Origin of the sequence: Halorhodospira sp. M38, from assembly GCF_022227985.1 — a bacterium.
Lineage (GTDB): Bacteria > Pseudomonadota > Gammaproteobacteria > Nitrococcales > Halorhodospiraceae > Halorhodospira > Halorhodospira halophila_A.
Genome location: NZ_JAJNQP010000005.1, coordinates 46,697 through 66,552, shown reverse-complemented (window position 1 = coordinate 66,552; position 19,856 = coordinate 46,697). Strand labels below are relative to the sequence as shown.

At 68.3% G+C, this 19,856-nt stretch carries 21 protein-coding genes; 4 read left to right on the top strand and 17 right to left on the bottom strand.

The features are described from left to right. Nucleotides 1–334: 334 nt before the first annotated feature. The 14 genes from LRA98_RS04995 to LRA98_RS04930 form a co-directional block, all read right to left on the bottom strand. Nucleotides 335–2,584: a TonB-dependent receptor family protein gene (locus LRA98_RS04995; RefSeq protein WP_238633547.1), complete on the bottom strand. Its 2,250-nt coding sequence runs from the start codon at nt 2,582–2,584 to the stop codon at nt 335–337. Between the two features lie 257 nt (nt 2,585–2,841). Continuing rightward, nucleotides 2,842–4,110 carry a flagellar hook-associated protein FlgL gene (gene flgL, locus LRA98_RS04990; RefSeq protein WP_238633548.1) on the bottom strand — a complete coding sequence of 423 codons (1,269 nt, stop codon included), beginning with the start codon at nt 4,108–4,110 and terminating at the stop codon, nt 2,842–2,844. 11 nt (nt 4,111–4,121) lie between these two features. Next, on the bottom strand, nt 4,122–6,179 hold the full coding sequence (gene flgK / locus LRA98_RS04985) for a flagellar hook-associated protein FlgK (protein WP_238633549.1): 2,058 nt from the start codon (nt 6,177–6,179) through the stop codon (nt 4,122–4,124). A 42-nt stretch (nt 6,180–6,221) separates the two neighbouring features. Then, the gene (flgJ, locus tag LRA98_RS04980; RefSeq protein WP_238633550.1) at nt 6,222–7,211 is read right to left on the bottom strand and encodes a flagellar assembly peptidoglycan hydrolase FlgJ; all 990 of its coding nucleotides are present in this window, start codon (nt 7,209–7,211) and stop codon (nt 6,222–6,224) included. Between the two features lie 10 nt (nt 7,212–7,221). Beyond that, nucleotides 7,222–8,328, bottom strand: a complete 1,107-nt coding sequence (locus tag LRA98_RS04975; RefSeq protein ID WP_238633551.1) for a flagellar basal body P-ring protein FlgI — start codon at nt 8,326–8,328, stop codon at nt 7,222–7,224. A gap of 55 nt (nt 8,329–8,383) precedes the next feature. Beyond that, complete coding sequence (locus LRA98_RS04970; protein ID WP_238633552.1) at nt 8,384–9,070, bottom strand: flagellar basal body L-ring protein FlgH; 687 nt, start codon at nt 9,068–9,070, stop codon at nt 8,384–8,386. Nucleotides 9,071–9,081: 11 nt separating this feature from the next. Further along, complete coding sequence (flgG, locus tag LRA98_RS04965; protein WP_201168553.1) at nt 9,082–9,867, bottom strand: flagellar basal-body rod protein FlgG; 786 nt, start codon at nt 9,865–9,867, stop codon at nt 9,082–9,084. A 53-nt stretch (nt 9,868–9,920) separates the two neighbouring features. Continuing rightward, complete coding sequence (gene flgF, locus LRA98_RS04960) at nt 9,921–10,661, bottom strand: flagellar basal-body rod protein FlgF (protein WP_201168555.1); 741 nt, start codon at nt 10,659–10,661, stop codon at nt 9,921–9,923. Nucleotides 10,662–10,707: 46 nt separating this feature from the next. Beyond that, nucleotides 10,708–11,967, bottom strand: coding sequence for a flagellar hook protein FlgE (gene flgE, locus LRA98_RS04955; protein WP_201168558.1), 1,260 nt, complete (start codon nt 11,965–11,967; stop codon nt 10,708–10,710). A 36-nt stretch (nt 11,968–12,003) separates the two neighbouring features. Beyond that, a complete protein-coding gene (locus tag LRA98_RS04950; protein WP_238633553.1) occupies nt 12,004–12,888 on the bottom strand; it encodes a flagellar hook assembly protein FlgD in 885 nt (294 codons plus the stop codon). Between the two features lie 17 nt (nt 12,889–12,905). Then, nucleotides 12,906–13,475: a flagellar basal body rod protein FlgC gene (flgC, locus tag LRA98_RS04945; protein WP_201168563.1), complete on the bottom strand. Its 570-nt coding sequence runs from the start codon at nt 13,473–13,475 to the stop codon at nt 12,906–12,908. Between the two features lie 6 nt (nt 13,476–13,481). Then, nucleotides 13,482–13,889, bottom strand: a complete 408-nt coding sequence (gene flgB, locus LRA98_RS04940; protein WP_238633554.1) for a flagellar basal body rod protein FlgB — start codon at nt 13,887–13,889, stop codon at nt 13,482–13,484. Nucleotides 13,890–14,030: 141 nt separating this feature from the next. Next, nucleotides 14,031–14,858 (bottom strand): CheR family methyltransferase, encoded by an 828-nt coding sequence (locus tag LRA98_RS04935; protein WP_238633555.1) that lies wholly within the window; start codon nt 14,856–14,858, stop codon nt 14,031–14,033. A gap of 18 nt (nt 14,859–14,876) precedes the next feature. Beyond that, nucleotides 14,877–15,812, bottom strand: a complete 936-nt coding sequence (locus LRA98_RS04930; RefSeq protein ID WP_238633556.1) for a chemotaxis protein CheV — start codon at nt 15,810–15,812, stop codon at nt 14,877–14,879. 163 nt (nt 15,813–15,975) lie between these two features. On the opposite strand from LRA98_RS04930, the gene flgA reads away from it, so the two are divergent. The 4 genes from flgA to LRA98_RS04910 all read left to right on the top strand — a co-directional run bounded on the left by flgA (nt 15,976) and on the right by LRA98_RS04910 (nt 18,208). Further along, complete coding sequence (gene flgA, locus LRA98_RS04925) at nt 15,976–16,737, top strand: flagellar basal body P-ring formation chaperone FlgA (RefSeq protein ID WP_238633557.1); 762 nt, start codon at nt 15,976–15,978, stop codon at nt 16,735–16,737. Nucleotides 16,738–16,901: 164 nt separating this feature from the next. Then, nucleotides 16,902–17,210 (top strand): flagellar biosynthesis anti-sigma factor FlgM, encoded by a 309-nt coding sequence (flgM, locus tag LRA98_RS04920; RefSeq protein WP_201168572.1) that lies wholly within the window; start codon nt 16,902–16,904, stop codon nt 17,208–17,210. Beyond that, nucleotides 17,210–17,737 (top strand): flagella synthesis protein FlgN, encoded by a 528-nt coding sequence (locus tag LRA98_RS04915; protein WP_238633558.1) that lies wholly within the window; start codon nt 17,210–17,212, stop codon nt 17,735–17,737. The genes flgM and LRA98_RS04915 overlap by 1 nt, the downstream gene beginning before the upstream one ends. Before the next feature lie 78 nt (nt 17,738–17,815). Next, complete coding sequence (locus tag LRA98_RS04910; RefSeq protein WP_238633559.1) at nt 17,816–18,208, top strand: hypothetical protein; 393 nt, start codon at nt 17,816–17,818, stop codon at nt 18,206–18,208. Here LRA98_RS04910 and rplS read toward each other — a convergent pair. From rplS to rimM, 3 genes are read right to left on the bottom strand one after another with little or no spacing between them, the layout of a single operon-like run. After that, nucleotides 18,201–18,554: a 50S ribosomal protein L19 gene (rplS, locus tag LRA98_RS04905; protein ID WP_201168579.1), complete on the bottom strand. Its 354-nt coding sequence runs from the start codon at nt 18,552–18,554 to the stop codon at nt 18,201–18,203. The genes LRA98_RS04910 and rplS overlap by 8 nt on opposite strands. Before the next feature lie 17 nt (nt 18,555–18,571). Then, the gene (gene trmD, locus LRA98_RS04900; RefSeq protein ID WP_238633560.1) at nt 18,572–19,366 is read right to left on the bottom strand and encodes a tRNA (guanosine(37)-N1)-methyltransferase TrmD; all 795 of its coding nucleotides are present in this window, start codon (nt 19,364–19,366) and stop codon (nt 18,572–18,574) included. Beyond that, nucleotides 19,344–19,856 carry a ribosome maturation factor RimM gene (gene rimM / locus LRA98_RS04895; RefSeq protein ID WP_238633561.1) on the bottom strand — a complete coding sequence of 171 codons (513 nt, stop codon included), beginning with the start codon at nt 19,854–19,856 and terminating at the stop codon, nt 19,344–19,346. The genes trmD and rimM overlap by 23 nt, the downstream gene beginning before the upstream one ends.

The window sequence follows — 19,856 nt, the reverse complement described above, 5'->3', positions numbered from 1 at the left end:
CCCCTTCGGCGGCAAAAATTTTCCATACGCGGCAATCCGGTGGCACAGAGCGGCAAGCAGGGGCCGCATCCTCGTATCTGACTGTTTGAGCAAGGTGTTCAGGGGCAGCATGTTGCCACAACAGGCAACCGAGAGCACCACGGAGGGTGACCCGACGGCGGCGGGCGGCAAGCGCAGCGGCAAGAGCGGGTCGCGCCGCGACCCGTGAGGCGGGCAAAAAAGTGCCGGGGAGGATGCCCTCCCCGGCAATCAGGCGCCGATCGTTCGGCTGGAGGAAGCCGCCAAGGCGGCAGGCATGAGCACCCCTAAGCTACGGGTGACCCGTGACGTGGGATCAGAAGTCGACGCGCATCCCCGCCCAGTAGGTCCGCGGCGCGCCGGGCCGTGCCCCCGCCGGGCGGTGGTGGGCGACGTAGGTCTCGTCGGTGAGGTTCTCGATGCTCCCGAGCAACCGCACGTTGTCCATCAGCTGGTAGTGGGCGGAGAGATCAAACAGCCACCGGGAGTCGATCTTCAGGTCGCTGTAGTCGCGATCCGCCAGCGCGCGGGTCTCGGAGACGTAGTTGGCGTTCAGGTTGACGCGCCAGTCAGCCTGGCCCACGCCGGCACTGAGGTTGAGCTGGTGCTCGGGGATCTCCGGCAGGCGGTCACCCTTGCGGGCATTCTCCCACTGGTTCGACAGCTCGCCGTCATCGCTCTCCCGGAACTCGCTGTCGGTGAAGGTGTAGCTGACGCTGACCGGGAGCTGGACGGGCAGGTCCTGGCTCTGACCCAGATCGTGCATCCACAGCGCCTCCAAGCCCCAGATGTGCACGCCGCCAGCGCTGCGGACATCACCCTGTGGGCAGCTGGCACCCCCGGCAGCGGTGCATTCAATGTTGATGTTGGAGTAGTCGTTGAAGAAGCCGATGACCTCCGCCTGGGTGTGCGCGTCGCTGAACCGGAAACCGGCCTCGTAGTTGACGCTGAGCTCCTCATCGGCGTCCTCACTGGCTCCGGCCGGCGCGAAGCCGCGGTGGACCCCGCCCAGGACGCTCCACTGATCATCGATGGCGTAGGTGGCGCCGACGCCGGGCGTCCACACCCTGTAGGTGTTCGACCGCGTACCGTCCGGATCAATGTTGTCGCTGGTACGCTCGGGATCACTCCACTCCTCGCGGTCCACATCGATGTTCTCGTAACGCACACCGGGAACCAGGGTCCACGGACCGCGCTCCATGGTGTTCTGCACGTGGAACGCGTAGGCCTCGGCGGAGGTGACCCGGTTGGTGGTCTCACCCGGCTCCTCGTGTTCGTCGAGAACCATCATGCCGTTCTGCATCTCGAACGAGTCCTGCCACTGCTCGCGGTCCTCCTCGTCCTCGTGGTAGCGGAAGCCCACCTCCAGGTCGTGATCCCAGCCGAAGGCCTCGAAGAGATGGCCGACCTGCACCTGGAGGCCCTGGGCGTAATACTCCCGGTTGTTGGCGCGGACGTTGCCGCGGGCGTCGTCCTTAATGCTAAGCCCCGCGTCATAGGCGGTGTCGAAGCCACCGAGGATCCAGGCCAGCTCATCCTCATGGTCACGGGGGTCGCGGAGGATGTCGGAGATGCCGGTAAACCCGTTTCCGTTAACACCCACCTCATGCAGCTTGTACCAGTTGCGCACGGTATCGGTGCGGTAGAGCGTGGTGGTGACGTCGGTATCCACCGTGGGCTGGAAGTAATGGCGGACCTGGTAGAGGTCGTTCTGGGTGTTGATCTCGTCGAGCTGCGAGCCGGCGTAACGCCGGTGCGGGTTGTCGTCGAAGTCGTCGGGGAGCAGGCCCAGGTAGGTGTCGTGGACGGTCCGCCGATCGCGCGCGTATTTGAACTCCACCTCCTGGTAGACCTCGGCGGTGGGGTCGCTGGCCCACATCCCCTTGGCGACGAAGTTGTTGCGGTCGAAGCCGGTGTTCGGCACCGGATTGTTGGGCTTGTTGGACTGATCCCCGGAGAGCGGATGGTCGAGTTCCTTGAAGCCGTCGCTCTGCTCCGTGTAGCTCTCCAGCAGCCAGCCGAACTGCCCCTCGCGGCCGCCGATGTGGGCGTGGGCGCGCCGCCCGTTGTCCGAGCCCAGGCGCCCCTCCACCTTGCCGGAGCGCTCCTGGGGGATCGGCGTGGAGGTCATGTTCAGGGCGCCGCCGACGGTGTAGGGGCCGTGCTTGATGGCGCTCGAGCCCTTGCGCACCTCGACGCTGTCCATCCGACCCATGGGCGGGAAATAGTAGGCCGCCGGGGCTGCATAGGGCGCGGGGGACGCCGTCAGCACCCCATCTTCCATGACCGTGATGCGCGCGTTTCGCTCCGGGTTCACTCCTCGCATGCTGATGTGCGGGAACTGACCGTAGCCCTCCTCATCGGCCACATTCACCCCGGGGATCTGGCGCAGGATGCGGTGCGGATCGGTGTACCCCTGCCGATCGATATCCTCCCGGCTGAGCACCTGCGCCGAGCCGGCGGTATCCTGCACCCGGTCCGGCCCGCCGGTGATCATGATGCGATCAAGCAGACGCGCTTCGCCGTCGGTCTCTGCCTGGGCCGTCGCCAGGCCGCTCCCGCTCAAGACCGCGACCGCCGCGACTCCCCAAGGCGTCACCCCCTGTTTCATACCCCCCCCTTGCTACACATGGCTGTAACACGTCATGCGCATCATAGTGAGAACGATTCGCGTTTACTATACTTCAAGCGGGACGACGCCATTGCTTTTTTCGATCGACGACCCCACCACTCATCGGGCGTGCAGCGCTAGGCCTCCTCTGCGCCTGCATAGGCCGGGGTGGCCGGCTGGTGCGCCGGGCGACCCGTCATCACACGGGGAGATCAGATGTAATCGAACAGGGAGAGGTTCTGCACACGGCCGAAGGTGGACTGCGCCGCTTCGAGCCCGGTGAGCTCCTGGTTGAAGCGTCCGGTGGCCTCGGCGTAGTCCAGGTCGCGCTCGTCGGAGGTGGCCTGCTTGAGGTCGATGATCGCCGCCTCGTTGCTGGCCTTCTCGCTATCGAGGGTGGACAGGCGCGCGCCGATCTCCGAGCGGACCCGGTAGGTGTTTTCCATGGCCAGGTCCAGATCGCCGAGGGCCCGGTCCGCGGCGTTGTTGAAATCCGGGCCCTCGCCCTCCTTAAGGGCACCGATCAGCTCGTTGACCGTGGCGAAGATCGACTGGGACCGGCTGCCGGTGACCGTGAAGTGATCGCCGTCCTCGAAGCCCCCCTGGCCCGGATCGGGGTTGCCCTCAATCTTCACGCGCACACCGTCGTCCACCTCAATGGTCGCCCCCGGCTCATACAGCGGGGCGTCCTCCACCGCCGGCGGCTCGCCGTTCTCGCCACCCACCCACTCCCAGGCATTCTCATCCTCGGGGTTGTAGGTGCGCTGGATGGCGTAGCGGGTGTTGCCGTCCTCGTCCTCGGCGAAGCGCAGGCGGTACTGCTCCGCGTCCAGACCCCGAACCTTGCCGTCGACCACGCTGACCACACCGGTGCCGCGGTTTTCCTCGCCCTGGTAGGCCTGATACTGGCCGTTGCCGTCGGGGACCTTCATGAAGGCATCGAAGCCGGAGTGATCCACACCGATCTGCCGCCCGGGCCCGATGCGCACCTCGCGGCTGTTCTGATCGCCGTGGTAGGTGACGTGCCCATCGGTGCCCATGTTGAACGGCTGAGTGCGAGTGCGCGAGCCGGAGAAGAGATACTCCCCGTTGCCGTCACGGCTGTTGCCGAGCTCGACCAGCTGCTTGTAGCGCTCCTCGATCTCCGAGGCGATGTAGTTGCGCGTGCGTTGATCCTGGCTGCCATTGGCCGCCTGGACGGTGAGCTCGCGGATGCGCTGCAGCTCGTTGCCGGCATGCTCCAGGGCAGACTCCGACATGGACAGCCGGGTCCGCGCCAGGTCGCCATTGCGGTTGAATCGCTCCACCGACTCGGTGGCCCGCTTCAGATCCAGAGTGCGCGCCGCCGAGGTGGGGTCATCCGACGGACGCAGCACCCGACGCCCACTGGAGAGCTGCGTCTGCGTGTCGTTGATCTCGCTCTGCTGGCCGGTCATGTTCTGAACGGCCGTGTTCTGCATGTGGCTCGTGGATACGCGCACGGCTCACCCCCTTAGCGACGCACCGCGTTGAGCATCTCCTGGAAGACCTCGTCGGCACTGGTGATGATCTGGGCGGCGGCCTGGTAGGCCTGCTGATACTCCATCATGTTGGCCGCCTCCTCATCCAGGTTGACGCCGGAGAGCTCCTCCCACTGCTCCTTGGCCTGGTTGAGCAGGGCCTCCTGGGCATCGCGATTGGTCTGCACCCGCTGGCTGAAGCCGCCGAGCTCGCCGACCATGGCGCTGTAGGCCTCCTGGAAGGTGCTGTTGCCGTTGTCCATGACGGTCTCTTCCATCAGCTCGGCCATGCGCAGGGCGTTGGTGTTGTCGCCCACGCCCTCGTAGTTGCCATAGAGCCCGAAGCGATCCCCGTCATCCGGCACGCCGGAGATGCGCACCGAGACATCCAGCGCCGCCAGCGTCTCGGCCTGGGCGCTGCCGGCCGGCTCCACGTCCTCGGCCAGGTTCACCACCTGGCCGCGCTCGATGTCCTCGGGGTCGTAGTCGAAGGTGCCCGCCGTCTCGCCACCGATGGTCACGGTGAACGTGCCGTCATCGGCGTAGGTCATCTCGACCCCCTGCTGCAGGGCACCCCCCTCCTCCAGGGCTGCCATGACGCCTTCGGCCCGCCCCACGTCCGGCGGACCGATCTGCGCGCGCCCGGTGTTCTCCGTCTGGCCATCGGCACGCGGCGCCTCGCCGGTGACCACTGGTGCGGCCGCCGCCACCTGGGTTGGCCGCGAGAGCCGCCCCTCGATGCCCTGAGCCGCGTCCCGGGTGGGCTGGATCAGGAAGCGGTCGCCCTCCTCGACGTCACCGCCCTCTGGGTCAGGCGGATAGAGGATGAGCCCGTCGAAGCGGTAGCCGCCGTCGGCATCGGGCTGGATGTCCGCATCCTCCCCTTCGCCCAGGGTGCGGAGTTCGTTGGCGTCCTCGGTGGCTACCTGCCACTGCCCGTCAACGAGGCGCACCTGGTAGTTCTCGCGGCGCAGCTCACCGATACGCTCCTCGTCGACGATCACCTGCGGCTGGCCCTCGCCGGCGTTGCCGCGGTGGGCGGAGACCCCGGCCTCTCGGGCGTAGTCGAAGAAGTCGTCACCGGCCTCGGGGTAACCGCTGTCGAACTGGATGCCGCTGCGGTGCTGCTCGTTCATGGCCCCGGCCAGGGAGGTGGCCACCCGGCCGATCTCATCGCGGGTCTCGTCCAGCACACCGTTGCGGAACTCCAGCAGCCCGCCCAGCGAACCGCCCTGAACGGCGTCGGTGATCTGAACGGCGCGATCGCCCCGGCGGACAGCCAGCTCCGGGCGCTCCGGCTCGAAGGCGTTGCGCGTGACTTCCAGGGTGTTGGCGCGGTCGCCGGTGACCAGCGGCTGGCCATTGCCAATGCCCACGTTCAGCGACCGGTCGTCCTGCTCGGTCACCCGGACCGTGACGTGCTCGGAGAGCTCGCGGATCTTCTCGTCGCGCTGGTCGAGCAGGTCGTTGGGCGGGCGCTGCGGGTTGGTCCAGCGGCTGCGGATCTCGCCATTGAGCTCGGCGATGGACTCGGCCAGGCCGTTGACCTTGTCGGTCTCGGCCCGCACCCGCTTGTTGACGTCCTCTTCCAGGGTCAGCAGTCGGTTGTCCAGGGTCTGGAAGCGATCGGCCAGGGCCTGCCCCTGGGTGAGCAGCTGCTGCCGGGCAACGGTGTTCGAGGGGTCGTTGGCCACCTCCTCGACGGCGTCGAAGAACTGACGCAGCGCCGGGCTCAGCCCGGCGTCCTGGTCGGCAACCAGGTTGTCGATGCGCCCGGTCATCTCCGCGAGTCGATCCAGGCGCTCATATTCAGCGTGGTTGTTGCGCAGGGCGTCGACGCGGTGATCCTCGGTCAGGCGCTGGATGGTCTGCACCTGCGTGCCGGTGCCGACGGCCCCGCGGGAGTGGTAGTGCGGGATGCTCGTATCCTGCTCCACCCGTTGGCGGCTGTAGCCGTCGGTGTTGACGTTGGAGATGTTGTGCGACGTGGTCGCCAGCCCGCGCTGGGATGCGCGCAGCCCGGAGATGCCCGTCTGCAACAGATCAACCATAGACTCCGCCTCGCTGGGGCCCGCAGGCCCACCCTGCCCTGTCTAACCTCTCGGCACGGAATCGGAAATCTTGAGGGTCTCACCGCCGATCCGCACCCCCTGCCCGTCGTCACCAAGCTCCATGATCCGCTGCAGCTTCTCCGCGTACTGCGGATCGGTGGCGTACCCAGCCCGCTGGAGGGCCTCGACATACCGCTCCGGATCGTCGCCGACCTCCAGGGCCTCACGGTAGCGCGGGTTGCGCTCGAGGAAGTCGGCGTAATCGGCAAAGCTCTCGGCCACCGAGTCGTAAGCGCGGAAGTCGGCCATCTCGCGCTGCGGGATACCATCCCGGTACTCCAGGGTGGGCACGCGCACGGCATCGCCCTGCCAGTCCGCGGAGTGGGCCTTGATATTGAACAGATTGTTGGCGCTGCGCCCGTCCCCGTCGGCCACCATGTGCTGGCCCCACCCGGTCTCCAGAGCAGCCTGGGCCACCAGGGCCACCGCTGGCACCCCGAGGCGCTCGGCGGTCTCCCTGGCCGCCGGGGTGATGTCCTCGACGAAGTCCTGCGGGCTCGACCAGCCGGCCCCCTTGCCGCCGAGGCCGCCACTGCGGCCTTGCGCGCCGTCGCCCGCGTCCGCCGCCGCGAGCTCCCCGGCATCAGGCTGCACCGGTACCGCTGAGTGGCGGTAGTCGGAGATCTCCTGCGGCAGCCCCTGCATCCGATCGGTCTCGAAGCCCGCATTCTCGCGCAGCTGTTCCTCGATCATCGGGGCCAGTCCCATGCCCTCCCCGTCGCGGGACATCTGCACCGCCATCTGCCGGTCGAAGAGGTCGCGGTACGTCTCCTCGGCATTGCCGCCGAAGATCTCATCGCCCGGGGTGGCCTGGCGCATCTGACCGAGCATCATCTCGACGAAAACCGCCTCGAACTGCCGTGCCACCTCGGCGAGGTCCTCCTCGCTGGGGTTGCGCGACATCGAGCGCAGCTGCTGCAGCCCCTGGGGCTCGAGGGCGTTGCCAAGGGCGCCGCCGCCGGGGTTGTGCATGATCGCCTCCCTAGATGATGGTCAGCTCGGCACGCAGGGCACCGGCACGCTTGAGGGCCTCGAGGATCGCCACCAGGTCGCCGGGGGCGGCGCCCACGGCGTTGATGGCGTCGACGATCTCGTTGAGATCGGCGCCGGCTTCGAAGACGAAGGCCGGATTCTCACCCTCGAGGCCCTCCATGCCCTCGTCGGGGACGATCAGCGGCTCATCCAACCCGAAGGGGTCGTCGGCCACCTGTTCCGGGCCGCCGGCGCCAATGGCCACGGTCATGTTGCCGTGGCTGACCGCCGCCGGGCGGACGCGGACATTGGAGCCCATGACGATGGTCCCGGTGCGGGCGTTGACGATGACCTCCGCCGGCGCCTCACCGGGCTCGACACGCAGTTCCTCGAGAAACGAGATGAAACTCACCCGCTGATCCGAATCCTGCGGCGCACGCACCCGCACCGAGCCGGCGTCCTCGGCACGGGCGGTGTTCGGCCCAAGGTTGTGGTTGATGACCTCGGCCGTGCGGCGTGCGGTGGTGAAATCCGGCTCGTGGAGGTTGAGCACCACCTCGTCGCGATCCTGGAAACCGGTCTCGATGCGCCGCTCGACCATCGCGCCGTTGGGAATGGAGCCGCCAAGCTGGTTGTCCACGGGGATCTCGGTGTCCTCGGCGCCGAAGCCGCCGATGACCACACGCCCCTGGGCCACCGCGTAGACCTCGCCGTCGGCGGCACGCAGCGGCGTCATCAGCAGCTCGCCGCCCTGCAGGCTGTCGGCATCGCCCAGCGACGAGACACTGACATCGATCTGCTGCCCGGGACGGGTGAAGGCCGGCAGCTCGGCGGTGATCATCACCGCCGCGGTATTGTCCGCGTCCGGATCCACGTCGTGGGGAATATTGACCCCCTGGCTGGAGAGCATGGAGCGTACGCTCTGCTCGGTGAACGGGGTGTCATCGCCGGTCCCGTCGAGGCCCACCACCAGGCCGTAGCCGACCAGCTGGTTGCTGCGCACGCCCCCCACCGAGGCGATGTCCTTGATCCGCTCGGCCGCTGAGACACTCGCCGCGAGCATCACCAGGAGCACCCCTGCGGCGACCTGGACCCAGCGTGTGTCGATCCTGCGCATTCTCATCACCTTGCGTCCTCCCGAGCGCGCCGTCCATCGCGGCGGCACCCGCCGTTCAGTAGCGCCTCATCAGAAAACGCGTCAGCCACCCCGGTTGGGCGGAGTCGCTGAGCGCCTCTTCGCCGGTGTAACCGACCTGCATGTTCGCCACCCGGTTGGACGAGACCTCGTTGTTGGCCCCCACATCGTCGGTGCGCACGATCCCCGAGATGCGCAGCGTCTCCCGGCCCTGACTGACCCGCACGTTCTTCTCGCCGCGGATGACCAGGTGTCCGTTGGGGGTGGTGTCCACCACCACGGCATTGATCGTGCCGGTGAGGTTCGTCTCCTGGTCCGCGCTCCCGCCGCCCTCGAAGCTGGCCTCGCCCTCCTGCTCGAAGGCGAAGGGGCGGCCGAAGATCTCCAGGTCCTCGCCGCCGATCTGCGGCGCCGGGATATCCGCCTCCTGCTGGCGCGCCATCTCGGAGTTGATCGAGCGATCGCCGGCGGTCTCCTCCTCGATGACCACGGTGATCAGATCCCCGGTGCGCCGCGCGCTGCGGTCCTCGAACAGCCGCATGCCGCGCTGTTCATCAAAGACCGAGCCGGTCCGCTCGTCCGGGTCATCGGGGATGTCGACCCGCGGCGCGGTGATCGGCGACGGATCCGGCGCCTCCTGCGGCATCGGGGTGCACGCTGCTGCCGCCACCCCGGCCACCATGGCCGCGGCACAGCCGCGTACCCACCGATGCCAGCGCGTCATCTCAGCCGCCCTCAGACGTTCTGGTTGAGGAACTGGAGCATCTCATCGGTGGTCGAGATGGCCCGGGTGTTGGTCTCGAAGCCGCGCTGGTTCTCGATCATGTTCACCAGCTCCTCGGCGATGTTCACGTTGGAGGTCTCCAGGGCCCCCTGCATGACGTTGCCCAGGGCCCCCTCCCCCGGAGCACCCACCTCGGGGGCGCCGCTCGACGCGGTCTCAAGGAACATGTTCTCGCCCACCGGCTCGAGGCCGGAGGGGTTGATGAAGTCGGCAAGCTCGATCTGGCCGATCTCCTCGGGCTCCTCGTCGCCGGGGATCTTGGCGCTGACCGTACCGTCGCTGCCGATGCTGATGGTCTCGGCCTCCTCGGGGACCTGGATGGCCGGCTCGAGCAGGTAGCCGCCGGAGGTGACGATCTCACCGTTCTCGTTGAGCTGGAAGGCGCCGTCCCGGGTATAACCCACCTGCCCGTCGGGACGGAGGATCTGGAAGAAGCCCTTGCCCTCGATGGCGACATCAAGACTCCGCTCGGTCTGCTGCACATTGCCCTGCGAGTGGATCTTCTCCGTACCCATGACCCGCGAGCCGGTGCCGAGCATCAGCCCCGAGGGCAGCAGGTTGTCCTGGCTGGCTCGGGAGCCGGGCTGGCGGACGGTCTGATAGAACAGGTCCTCGAAGTTGGCCCGGTCCTTCTTGAAACCGTTGGTGTTCACGTTGGCCAGGTTGTTCGACGTCACCTGCATACTCTTCTGCTGGGCGTCGAGTCCGGTCTTGGCTACCCAGAGGGCGGGATCCATGGCGTCACCTCATTGTTGTTCGTTTGTCACGGCAGTGGACAGCTCGCGCCACCTCAGCCCGGGTGGTTGAGCAGCTGGGCGCTGGTCTGCTCGTTCTCCTCGGCGGCGGTCAGCATCTTGATGTGCGTCTCGAACTGCCGCGCGTGATCGATCATGTTCACCAGCGATTCCGCCATGTTCACGTTGCTGCCCTCGAGCGCGCCGCCGCGGACCTTCACTTGCGCGTCGTCAGCGGCCGGTTCGCCCTCGGCGTGGCGGATCAGCCCGTCCTCGCCCTTGACCAGCTGCGTCGGGTCCGGATTGACCAGGCGCAGCCGGTCGAGCTCGATGGGCGCCCCGGCTCCGTCCTGCGGGGTGGCCGTGATCACCCCGTCGTCGGCGATGTCCACCTTGGTGTCCGGCGGGATCGAGATGGGCCCGGCCTCGCCCATGACCAGGTGGCCATCGCCGGTGGTCAGCAGCCCCTCGGGCGTCGTCTGGAAATCGCCGCGCCGGGTGTACGCCTCGTCCCCGTCCGGTGCCTGGACCACGAACCAGCCCTCGTCCTGGATGGCCACATCCAGGTCGCGCCCGGTGGTCTCGATCGGCCCCGGGTTGAAGTCGGTCCCGGCACGCAGCTCCTCGGCGTAGGCCCGGGTGGCGAAGCCGGGCCCGTAGACCGGCGCCTGGTAGAAGCTGTCCAGGTCGGCGCGGAAGCCCGGGGTGCTGGCGTTGGCCAGATTCTGGTTGTTGTGGTGCTGCGCCTCCAGGGAGTGCTTCGCCCCGGTCATGGCCACATACAGTTGACGATCCATACGCCTCTACCCGTTCTGCCCCGCTGCGGCGGGAGGGGACACCCCGTTAGCGGATGTTGAGGATCTCCTGGGTCACCTGATCCTGGGTGCTGACCATCTGCGCATTGGCGGAGAAGTTGCGCTGCGCGGTGATCATGTTCACCAGCTGATCGGAGACCTCCACGTTGGACTGCTCCAGGGCGCCGTTCTCGATGCGGCCAAACTGGCCCTGACCGGCCACGCCGATCAGCGGATCCCCGGCATCGCGGGTCGCCTGCCAGGAGGTCTCGCCCACGGACTGCAGGTTCTCCTCCGACGGGAAGCTGGTCAGCGCCACCTGACCGACGGCCTGGGCCTCGCCGTTGCTGTAGCGGGCCAGGATAGTGCCATCGCCCTCGACGTTGATGTTCTCGAACTCGCCGGCGGTGTAGCCGTCCTGGGAGACGTTGGTGACGTTGAACGGCCGAGCGAACTGGGTCATCTCGCCGAAGTCGATGTCGATGTCCAGGTCGTCCACCTCGGCGAGCAGCGGGATCTCCTCGAGGCTGGCGATCCGGCCTTCATCATCGCCCTCGGCATCGACCAGCGAACCGGAGGTGTCGAAGGTGAGACGGTGCGGGCCGAAGAAATCCTCACCCTCGGCACCCGCCGCGTCGTAGTCCACCCCGTCGATCTGGGTGTAGACATCCCACTCGTTGTTGCCCGCCTTGCGGAAGTAGAAGGTCGCGTCCCGGGCCGAGCCCTGGGAGTCGTAGAGGGTGGTCGTCGTCGACTCGGTGAAAGTCTCGCTGTCGTCCGGATCGAACGCCACACCCTCATCGATCACCTCGGCATCGGCGCTGAGGTTGGCGGCGATCTCGACGTTCTCGCTGGCACGCGCCGGGATCCCGTCGGTGGGCAGCTGAAGCTGATCGCGACCGTCGCCGATGCGGCTGCCGTCCTCGTCGGTCTGGAAGCCGGTCAGGCGCTTGCCGGTGTTGTTGACGATGTAGCCGTCGCGATCCACCTCGAACTGACCGGCCCGGGTGTAGCTGACCTCGCCGTCGTCCTCAAGGCGGAAGAAGCCGCGCCCCTCGATACCCAGATCCAGGCTGCGCTCGGTGAACTCGAAGGACCCCTGGCTGAACATCTGGCCGACGTTGGCCAGCCGCGACCCCTGCCCCACGGCCAGCTGCGGGATGCCCATCGGGCCCATGGCGAAGAGGTCGTTGAACTCCGCCCGCGACTCCTTGAAGCCCGTAGTGCCGGCGTTGGCCAGGTTGTTGCTGGTGGTCTCCAGGTCCTTGGAGGCGGAGTTGATCCCGGTTAGCGAGATGTTGAATGACATGGCTGATCTCCTCGATCCCCGCTGCTCTTGTTCGTCTTATCGGATGCGCTTGACGTCGGACAGCGACATCTCACCAAGCCCGGCCACGCTGAGCTCCGGCGGCCGGCCGTCCATCCCCACCGAGACACTGGTCACCGGCGCACCGACGAGGGTGGGTACCGGCTCGCGCTCATCACCGTCCTCAACGTAGGCGTTGACCTGGTACGTGCCCTGGGGCATGCGCTGGCCGTCATTGTCGGTACCGTCCCAGGTGAAGGGGTGTTCGCCCTCTTCCACCTCACCAAGCTGCTCGCGGTGGACCCGCTCTCCGGCCTCGTTCTCGATCTCGACGGTCAGATTGGGGGCCGAGCGCTCGAGCTGGAGCAGCGCCTCCATCTCCCCATCCTCGGGCAGATAGGCCTCGCGGCTCTCGGTGACCACCTCACGGCCGACCAGCTGCGAGGCGCGCAGCGACTGATCCGAGCGCATGTGCTCGAAGAACTCGCGGAAGTCCGACTGCAGCTGCTCGATCCCCGAGGCCGTGGTGAACTGGGCGATCTGCCCCATCATCTGCTCGGTGTCCTGCGGGTCGGTCGGATCCTGGTTCTCGAGCTGGACCATCATCAGCTCCAGGAAGTCCTCGTGGCCGATGCTCTGCGGGTCGCCGTCGTCCTTCTCGTCGGGGATGCTGCGCAGATCCTCGGGCAGCGCCTCATAGCCCGACCGGGCGACCGAACCGGACGGCTCGCCGCGCGAACCGCCGGCGGGGCCACTGCCCACGGGCTTCTCGGCCGCCTTCTGCGCCGCCTGCACACCCTCGGCGACGCCCTGCGTGGCCCCGCCGCCCGGCTTACCGGATCCGCCGTCACCGGCGTTCGGCGGTTTGGGGGCCTTCTGGCCGCCACCGGCGGCCCCGCCCATCAGTTGGCTCGGATCGAGCATGGTCGCTCCTCCCGGATTCAGCGGCCGAGGCGCAGGGTCTCGAGCATGAGATCCCGCGAGGTGTTCATGACTTCGACGTTGTTCTGGAACGACCGCGAGGCGGAGATCATGTTGGTCATCTCCTCGACGGAGTTCACGTTGGAGCGGTAGACGTAGCCGTCGTCATCCGCCTGCGGATGGTGCGGCTTGTACAGCGGCTCAATCTCGGCGTCGCTCTCCACCACACCCGGCATGAAGACCGGTACGCTGGGCGACGGGCTGGCCCAGGGGTCGCCGGCCGCCGGCACACCGGCGGGCTCGCCGCCAAAGAACTGACGCTGGAAGCTCACCGGGCTGACCCGATCCACCGGCCCGCCGGATTCGGCCCAGCCGGGGGTTTGCGCCGGCTGCGGTCCGCCACCCTGCGGATAGCCGCCCTGGGCCTGGTGGAGCGCCGCGGCGAAAACCGGCTGCCGGGCGCGGTACGCCTCCTCGGGGCTGGAGGCGACCGTCTCGGCGTTGGCCAGGTTGCTGGCCACGGTGTTCAGGCGCAGCTGCTGGGCGTTCATCCCGGTGCCGGCGACGTCGATGGCGTGCATCAAGGACATGTTCGCTTACTCCCCTCGGATGGCGCCGGTGAGCTTCTGGATCCGGCCGTTGAGGAAGTCCACGGCGGCCTGGTAGTTCACGGCGTTCTCGGCGAACTTGGCCTGCTCGACGTGCATCTCGACGGTGTTGCCGTCGAGCGAGGCGGCGTGGGGCTCCCGGTATAAAGATTTCGGATCGCCTGCCGCCATGGTGGATGAAGGCGGCGGTTGCACGTGCTGCGCATGCGTCGCCTGCAACGGCTGCGGCTGCGGTTCGCTGGCCTGGCGCATGGCCTCGCGGAAATCCATATCACGCGCCTTGTAGCCGGGCGTGTCCGCGTTGGCGATGTTCGAGGCGAGCAGCTCGTGCCGCTCGCCGCGCAGGCGCATGGCCTGCTCGGGTGCCGAGAAGGCCTGATCGAAGCCGATCCGCATGGCGGGCTCCCGTGGTGTTCGTTCACGGGACTTTTATGCAGATCGCGTGCCAGGCACGCGGGGTTGGCGGATCAACGACTAAGCCGGAAGAAGGCGGCAACGGGCGGCAAGCGCTTGCCGCCCGGCGGCAGGGTCTGTCCGTCAGCCGCGGCGCCGGTAGACCACACCGCCATCGAGGCGGACCAGCTCGAACTCGTCGGAATGCCGGGCGAGGGACTCCGACGCCCCGACGATCAGGTACCCGCCCGGGCGGGTCACTTCGGCGATGCGCTGGACGATATCCCGCCGCGAGTCCCAGCCGAAGTAGATGAGCACGTTGCGGCAGTAAACGATGTCGAATCGACCCAGACCGGCGTAGCTCTCCAGCAGGTTGTGGACGCGGAAGCTAGTCCGCCGGCGCACGGCGGGCTTGACCTCCCAGGTGTTCTCGCCCACGGCATCGAAGAACCGCTGCTGGCGTTCCGGCGCCAGCCCGCGGCGCGCCACGTTGGCGGTATAACGCCCCCGCCGCGCCTCCTCGACCATCGCGGTGGAGATGTCGGTCCCGAGGATCTCGGCCTCCATACGCCCGCCGCTGTCGTTGTACTCGTCGACGGTCATGCTGATCGAGTACGCCTCCTGCCCGGAGGAGCAGGCCGCGGACCAGATGCGCACCGGCCAGACGCGGCGGCGCTCCATCTCGGGGAGCAGGTGCCGACGCAGGACGTCGAAGGGGAAGCGGTCGCGGAACCACTGGGTCTCGTTGGTGGTCATCGCCTCGATAACCCGCCCCTTGAGATCGGCGGTGGGGCGCTGCTCGAGCCGCTGGACCAGGGTGGCCAGATCCGGGATGCGCTCGGCCTCGAGCAGCGGCCCGAGCCGGCTGGCCACCAGGTACTGCTTGCTCGGCCCAAGGACGATCCCGCAGGCGCGCTCCAGGAACCGTGCGAACGCCTGGTACTCCTCTTCACCCACGGAAAGCGCGGCCAAACCGTCCTCCTTGCATGCTCATCCCCCTCGCTCGGCCAGCCGGGCGCCGACCCGCTCGGCCAACTCCCGGGAGTGGAACTTGGCCAGGAACTCGTCGGCCCCCACGCGACGCACCATCTCGGTGTTGAAGACACCGCTGAGCGAGGAGTGGAGCAGGACGTGGACCCCGGCAAGCCCCGGATCCTGCCGGATCGATCGGGTCAGGGTGTAGCCGTCGAGCACCGGCATCTCGATGTCCGAGACCACCATCAGCAGATCGTCGAGCCCGGAGGGATCCTGATCCTTCCAGGTGCGCAGCTGCTCCAGCGCCTCGCGGCCGTTGTTCTTGGTGACCACGCGCACACCGATCTCCTCGAGCGTGCGCTTGATCTGCCCCCGGGCGACCGCCGAGTCGTCCACCACCAGGACCTTGTAAGCCTCGGAGCCCTCGGCGTGATCCACGCCACCGCCCTCGGTGACCTCCGGATCGGCGCCGCCGGCACGCTGAACCTCGGCGAGGACCTTCTCGACGTCGACGATCTGGATCATCTGCCCGTCGTAGCGCGCCACGGCGGTCAGGTAGCTGCCGGCGCTACCCCCGCTCGGCGGCGGCAGCACGTCCTGCCAGTTGATGTTGACGATCCGGTCCACCCCGCCGACCAGGAACCCCTGGACCTGACGGTTGTACTCGGTGACGATGATGTAGTTGCCTTCTTCCTTGGTGATGGCGCCGTTGCCGGTGGCGTAGCTCAGATCGAGCACCGAGAGGGTGTGGCCGCGGATGTAGGCAATCCCCAGCGAGGCCGGATGGGCATGCGGCACGTAACTGAGCTCCGGGGCCGGTATGACCTCGCGGACCTTGAACACGTTGATCCCGTAGCGCTGCCGCCCCTCGAAACGGAACAGCAGCAGCTCCATGCGGTTATGGCCAGCCAGCTGGGTCCGCTGGTCGACGGAGCTCATGATTCCGGCCATCGCTGACGGCTCCCTTATCGGCGTGCGTCCCGGGGGCTGGCCCCCGCCCGTTGGCGTCATGTTAATCCGGTAGCCGGATCAGGGAAAGCGGCCGACGCCGCGGCACACCCTTTGCATATTTCTCCGGAGGATCACCAACCGAATGGAGGTTGCGCGCGGACCGATGAGCAGACCCGCCGGCGCCACCCCCGCCCGCAGGGTCGGGCGCAGTGCGCGACCGTCGCCCGCCTGGCGCCTGGCCGTCGTATTGTTGGCGCTGACGGTCCTGGCCCCGGCGGCGGCGCAGGCCAGCACCCAGTCGCCGGAGGCCATCCGTGAGACGGCGGAGGTGTTCCTGCGCGAGGCGCTGGCCGGGGAGTACGACGAGGTGGAGGTCGAGGCCCGCGGGGTGGACGGCCGGTTGAAACTGCGTGCGTGTGACGGCGAGCTGGAGGGGTTCATCCCCCGCGGGCGCAGCCCCCACCAAGCCGGTACCGTGGGGGTGCGCTGCAGCGGAGAGGCACCCTGGACCGTTTACGTGCGCATGGAAACCACCTTGAAGACGGAGATGGTGGTGGCCGGACGCAGCTTGCGCCGCGGACAGCGGCTCGCGGCGGCGGATCTGCGCACCGCTACGCGGGATGCGCGCCGGGTCCGCGGCGAGTTCTACCGCGACGCCGGCGATCTGGTCGGCCAGGAGGTACGCCGGAGCCTGCGCGAGGGGGTGGCCGTGACCGGCAACCACGTGCAGCCCCCGACGCTGGTCGAGCGCAACGACCGGGTCACCATCGCCGCCGGCCGGGGCGATGCCATCCAGATCAGCAGCCGTGGCCGCGCCCTGGAGCACGGCCAGAAAGGCGACCGGATCCGGGTGGAGAACCTGGACTCCGGACGGGAGATCCAGGCACGGGTCGTCGGCGAGGGCCAGGTCCGGGTCGGCGATTAGGCCGCAGGCGGCGGGAGTTGCCGTCAGTGGCAACCTGGGTCACAGTAACCGGAACCAGGACTCAAGTTCCTGCCCGGGCCGCCGATAGATACGGATAGCACGGGTCCATGCAGGCCAGGGAGCGGCGCTGCAGCCCGCATAGGAAAGGTTTTGAGGAGAGCCCGATGTCCAATCCGATCGAAGGAGGGGGTCCGCGCCCCGTCGGACCCGCGACCGCCCAGCCGGGCAAGGGCCCGAAGAGCGGCGGCGCCGACGAGGCGTCGAACGCCCCGCCCCGGGGCGCAGGCGGCGCCGACGAGGCCGAGACCTCGGAACGACTGCAGACGGTCCGCGAACGCATCGACCAAACCCCGGAAGTCGACCGGGATCGGGTCGAAGCCATCAAGGAGCGGATCGCCAACGGCGACTACCCGGTGGACGCCGAGAAAGTCGCCAAGAAGTTCGCTGAGCTTGAGGCGCTGGTCGAGTCGTGATGACGCCGGCGGAGCACGGCCGCTCTGACCGCTTTCCGCGCCAGACGCTGGACGCGGAGCTGGCGCAGCGCCTGGCCGTGCGCGTCGAGCGCTGCCAGGCGCGCGCCGGGGAACTCGCCGCCACCCTCGAGGCCGAGGCCCGGCAACTGATCGACCGGGACCTGAACGGCTTCGACGAACTCCTGCGCCGCAAGGGCGCCCAGGTCGAGGCCCTGGAAGAGGCCGAGCAGCAGCTGCGGCGGGTTCTCACCGAAGCCGGCTATCCGACGGGGACCGCTGGCGTGCGGGCGGTGTTGCGTACTGCACCGGAGTCGCTGCGCTCCGCCTGGGGCGAGCTGGAGCAGTTGCTGCGCACCATCCAGGCCCGCAACGAGGCCAATGGCCGCCTCATCCACCGCAACCTCGACCATACCCGGCGCCTGCTCGACCTGGCCACCGGCGCCCACGAGCGGGCCGATGAACTCACCTACGGCACCCACGGCGGCTACACCGCCAGCGACCGCTCCCGGCGCATCACGCGCGCCTGACAATACCCGCTCCGGCAACCTCCGAACCGAGCCGCTGCCCGCGTGCTATCTTCAGGGGATGGAACGACGGAGGCAGCCATGACCGAGATCGACCCTGCCACGGCCAGCCACGAAGCGATCCGCCCCCACCACGCCGAGCACGCTGCCGAGCAGCGTCGCCAGGAGGCCCTGCGCCCGGAACGGGACGGGGAGACAACGGGGACGGAACGGATCCGGGAGGAGCGCACCGAGGCGGCCGGCAACCGGGATGCGGAGTCGGTGCGCGCCAGCGACCCGGTGGCGGTCAACGCCTCGGGGCCGGATTCGGCCACCGGCGAGGTGCCACGAGATCGGGAGGAAGCCCGCGCCCTGGCCGAGGAGACCCGGGAACGGATCCTGGACAATCCGGAGCGGGCGGCGGAGTCCGTGCGCGATACCGCCCACGAGCCCGCCGCCAGCCGGATGAGCCGGGCAATCGAAGCCCTTAGTTGATCTTCTCCTTGATGCGCGCCGCCTTGCCGCTGAGCTCGCGCAGGTGGTAGAGCTTGGCCTGGCGCACGTCGCCGCGGCGCTTGACCTTGATGCTCTCGATCTGCGGGCTGTAGGTCTGGAAGACCCGCTCGACGCCCTCGCCGTGGGAGGTCTTGCGCAGGGTGAACGAGGAGTTCAGGCCGCGCTTGCGCTTGGCGATGACGACACCCTCGAAGGGCTGGACGCGCTCGCGACCGCCCTCACGCACCCACACCTGCACCAGCACGGTGTCGCCCGGGGCGAACTCCGGCACCGTGTGCTTGCACGCCTCGATCTGCTCGCGCTCCAGTTCGTCGATGACGTTCATGACGATTCCCCTCGGTTCTACGTTTCTTCGTGATCGTTGCCGGCCCGCGCCCCTGCGCGGTGCTCGACGATGAATTCATCCAGCAAGCGGCGCTGCCGCTCGTCCAGCTCCCGCCCGGCGAGCAGATCCGGGCGACGCAGCCACGTCCGCCCCAGGGCCTGCTTGAGCCGCCAGGTATCCACCGCCCCGTGATCCCCGGAGCGCAGCACCTCCGGCACCCCCTGCCCTTCGTAGACCTCCGGGCGGGTGTAGTGCGGATGGTCGAGCAGCCCGGTGGCGAAGGAGTCCTCGGCCGCCGAGTCCTCGTGCCCGAGCGCCCCCGGGACCAGCCGCGTAGTGGCGTCGATGGCGACCATGGCGGCGAGCTCGCCGCCGCTGAGTACGTAGTCGCCGATGGACAGCTCCTCGTCCACCTCGGCCTCGAGCAGCCGCTCGTCGATGCCCTCGTAGCGGCCACAGAGGTAGATCACCCGCTCGCGGGCCGCCAGGCGCGCCACCCCGTCCTGATCCAGCCGCGCCCCCTGGGGGCTGAGGTGAATCACCCGGGCCGGGCGCGGATCCGCTGCCCGAGCCGCTTGGATAGCCCGGCGCAGCGGCTCGACCTTCATCACCATGCCGGGACCACCGCCGTAGGGCCGGTCGTCCACGGTGGCGTGCCGATCGGTTGCGTAGTCCCGCGGGTTCCACGCAGCCAGCTCGATCAGGCCCCGCTCGGCCGCCCGGCCGACCACCCCGAACCGGGCCACCTGCTCGACCATCTCCGGGAAGACGGTGACGACGTCGATGCGCCTAGAATTCGGGGTCCCAGTCAACCTCGATGACGCCTTCCTGCTGATCGACCCGCTGAACGACGTGGTCGAGGGTAAACGGGATCAGCCGCTCTCGCTCGCCGCGCACGACCATGACGTCGTTGGCGCCGGTCTCGAACAGGTGGCTGACAGCCCCCAGCTCGACGCCGTCGACGGTGCGCACCGCCAGCCCCTGCAGATCGACCCAGTAGTATTCACCGGGGTCCGGCTCCGGCAGCAGTTCCCGCGCTACCGCGATGTCGCTGCCAACCCACTGCCGCGCTTCGTCGCGATCATCGATGCCGGCGACCCGGGCGATCAGGCCTTTTCCCTGCTCCTGCCCCGCCTCGAGCCGGACAGCCCACCAGCCGTCGGCGGTGGCCAGCTCCCAGTCGGCGTAAGTGAACAGGTTGGTTTTCGGCTGGGTGTAGGAGTAGACCTTGACCCACCCCGCCACACCGAACAGCCCGACGATCTGGCCGACGACGACCCGCCTGGGCTCACGATCCGGCAT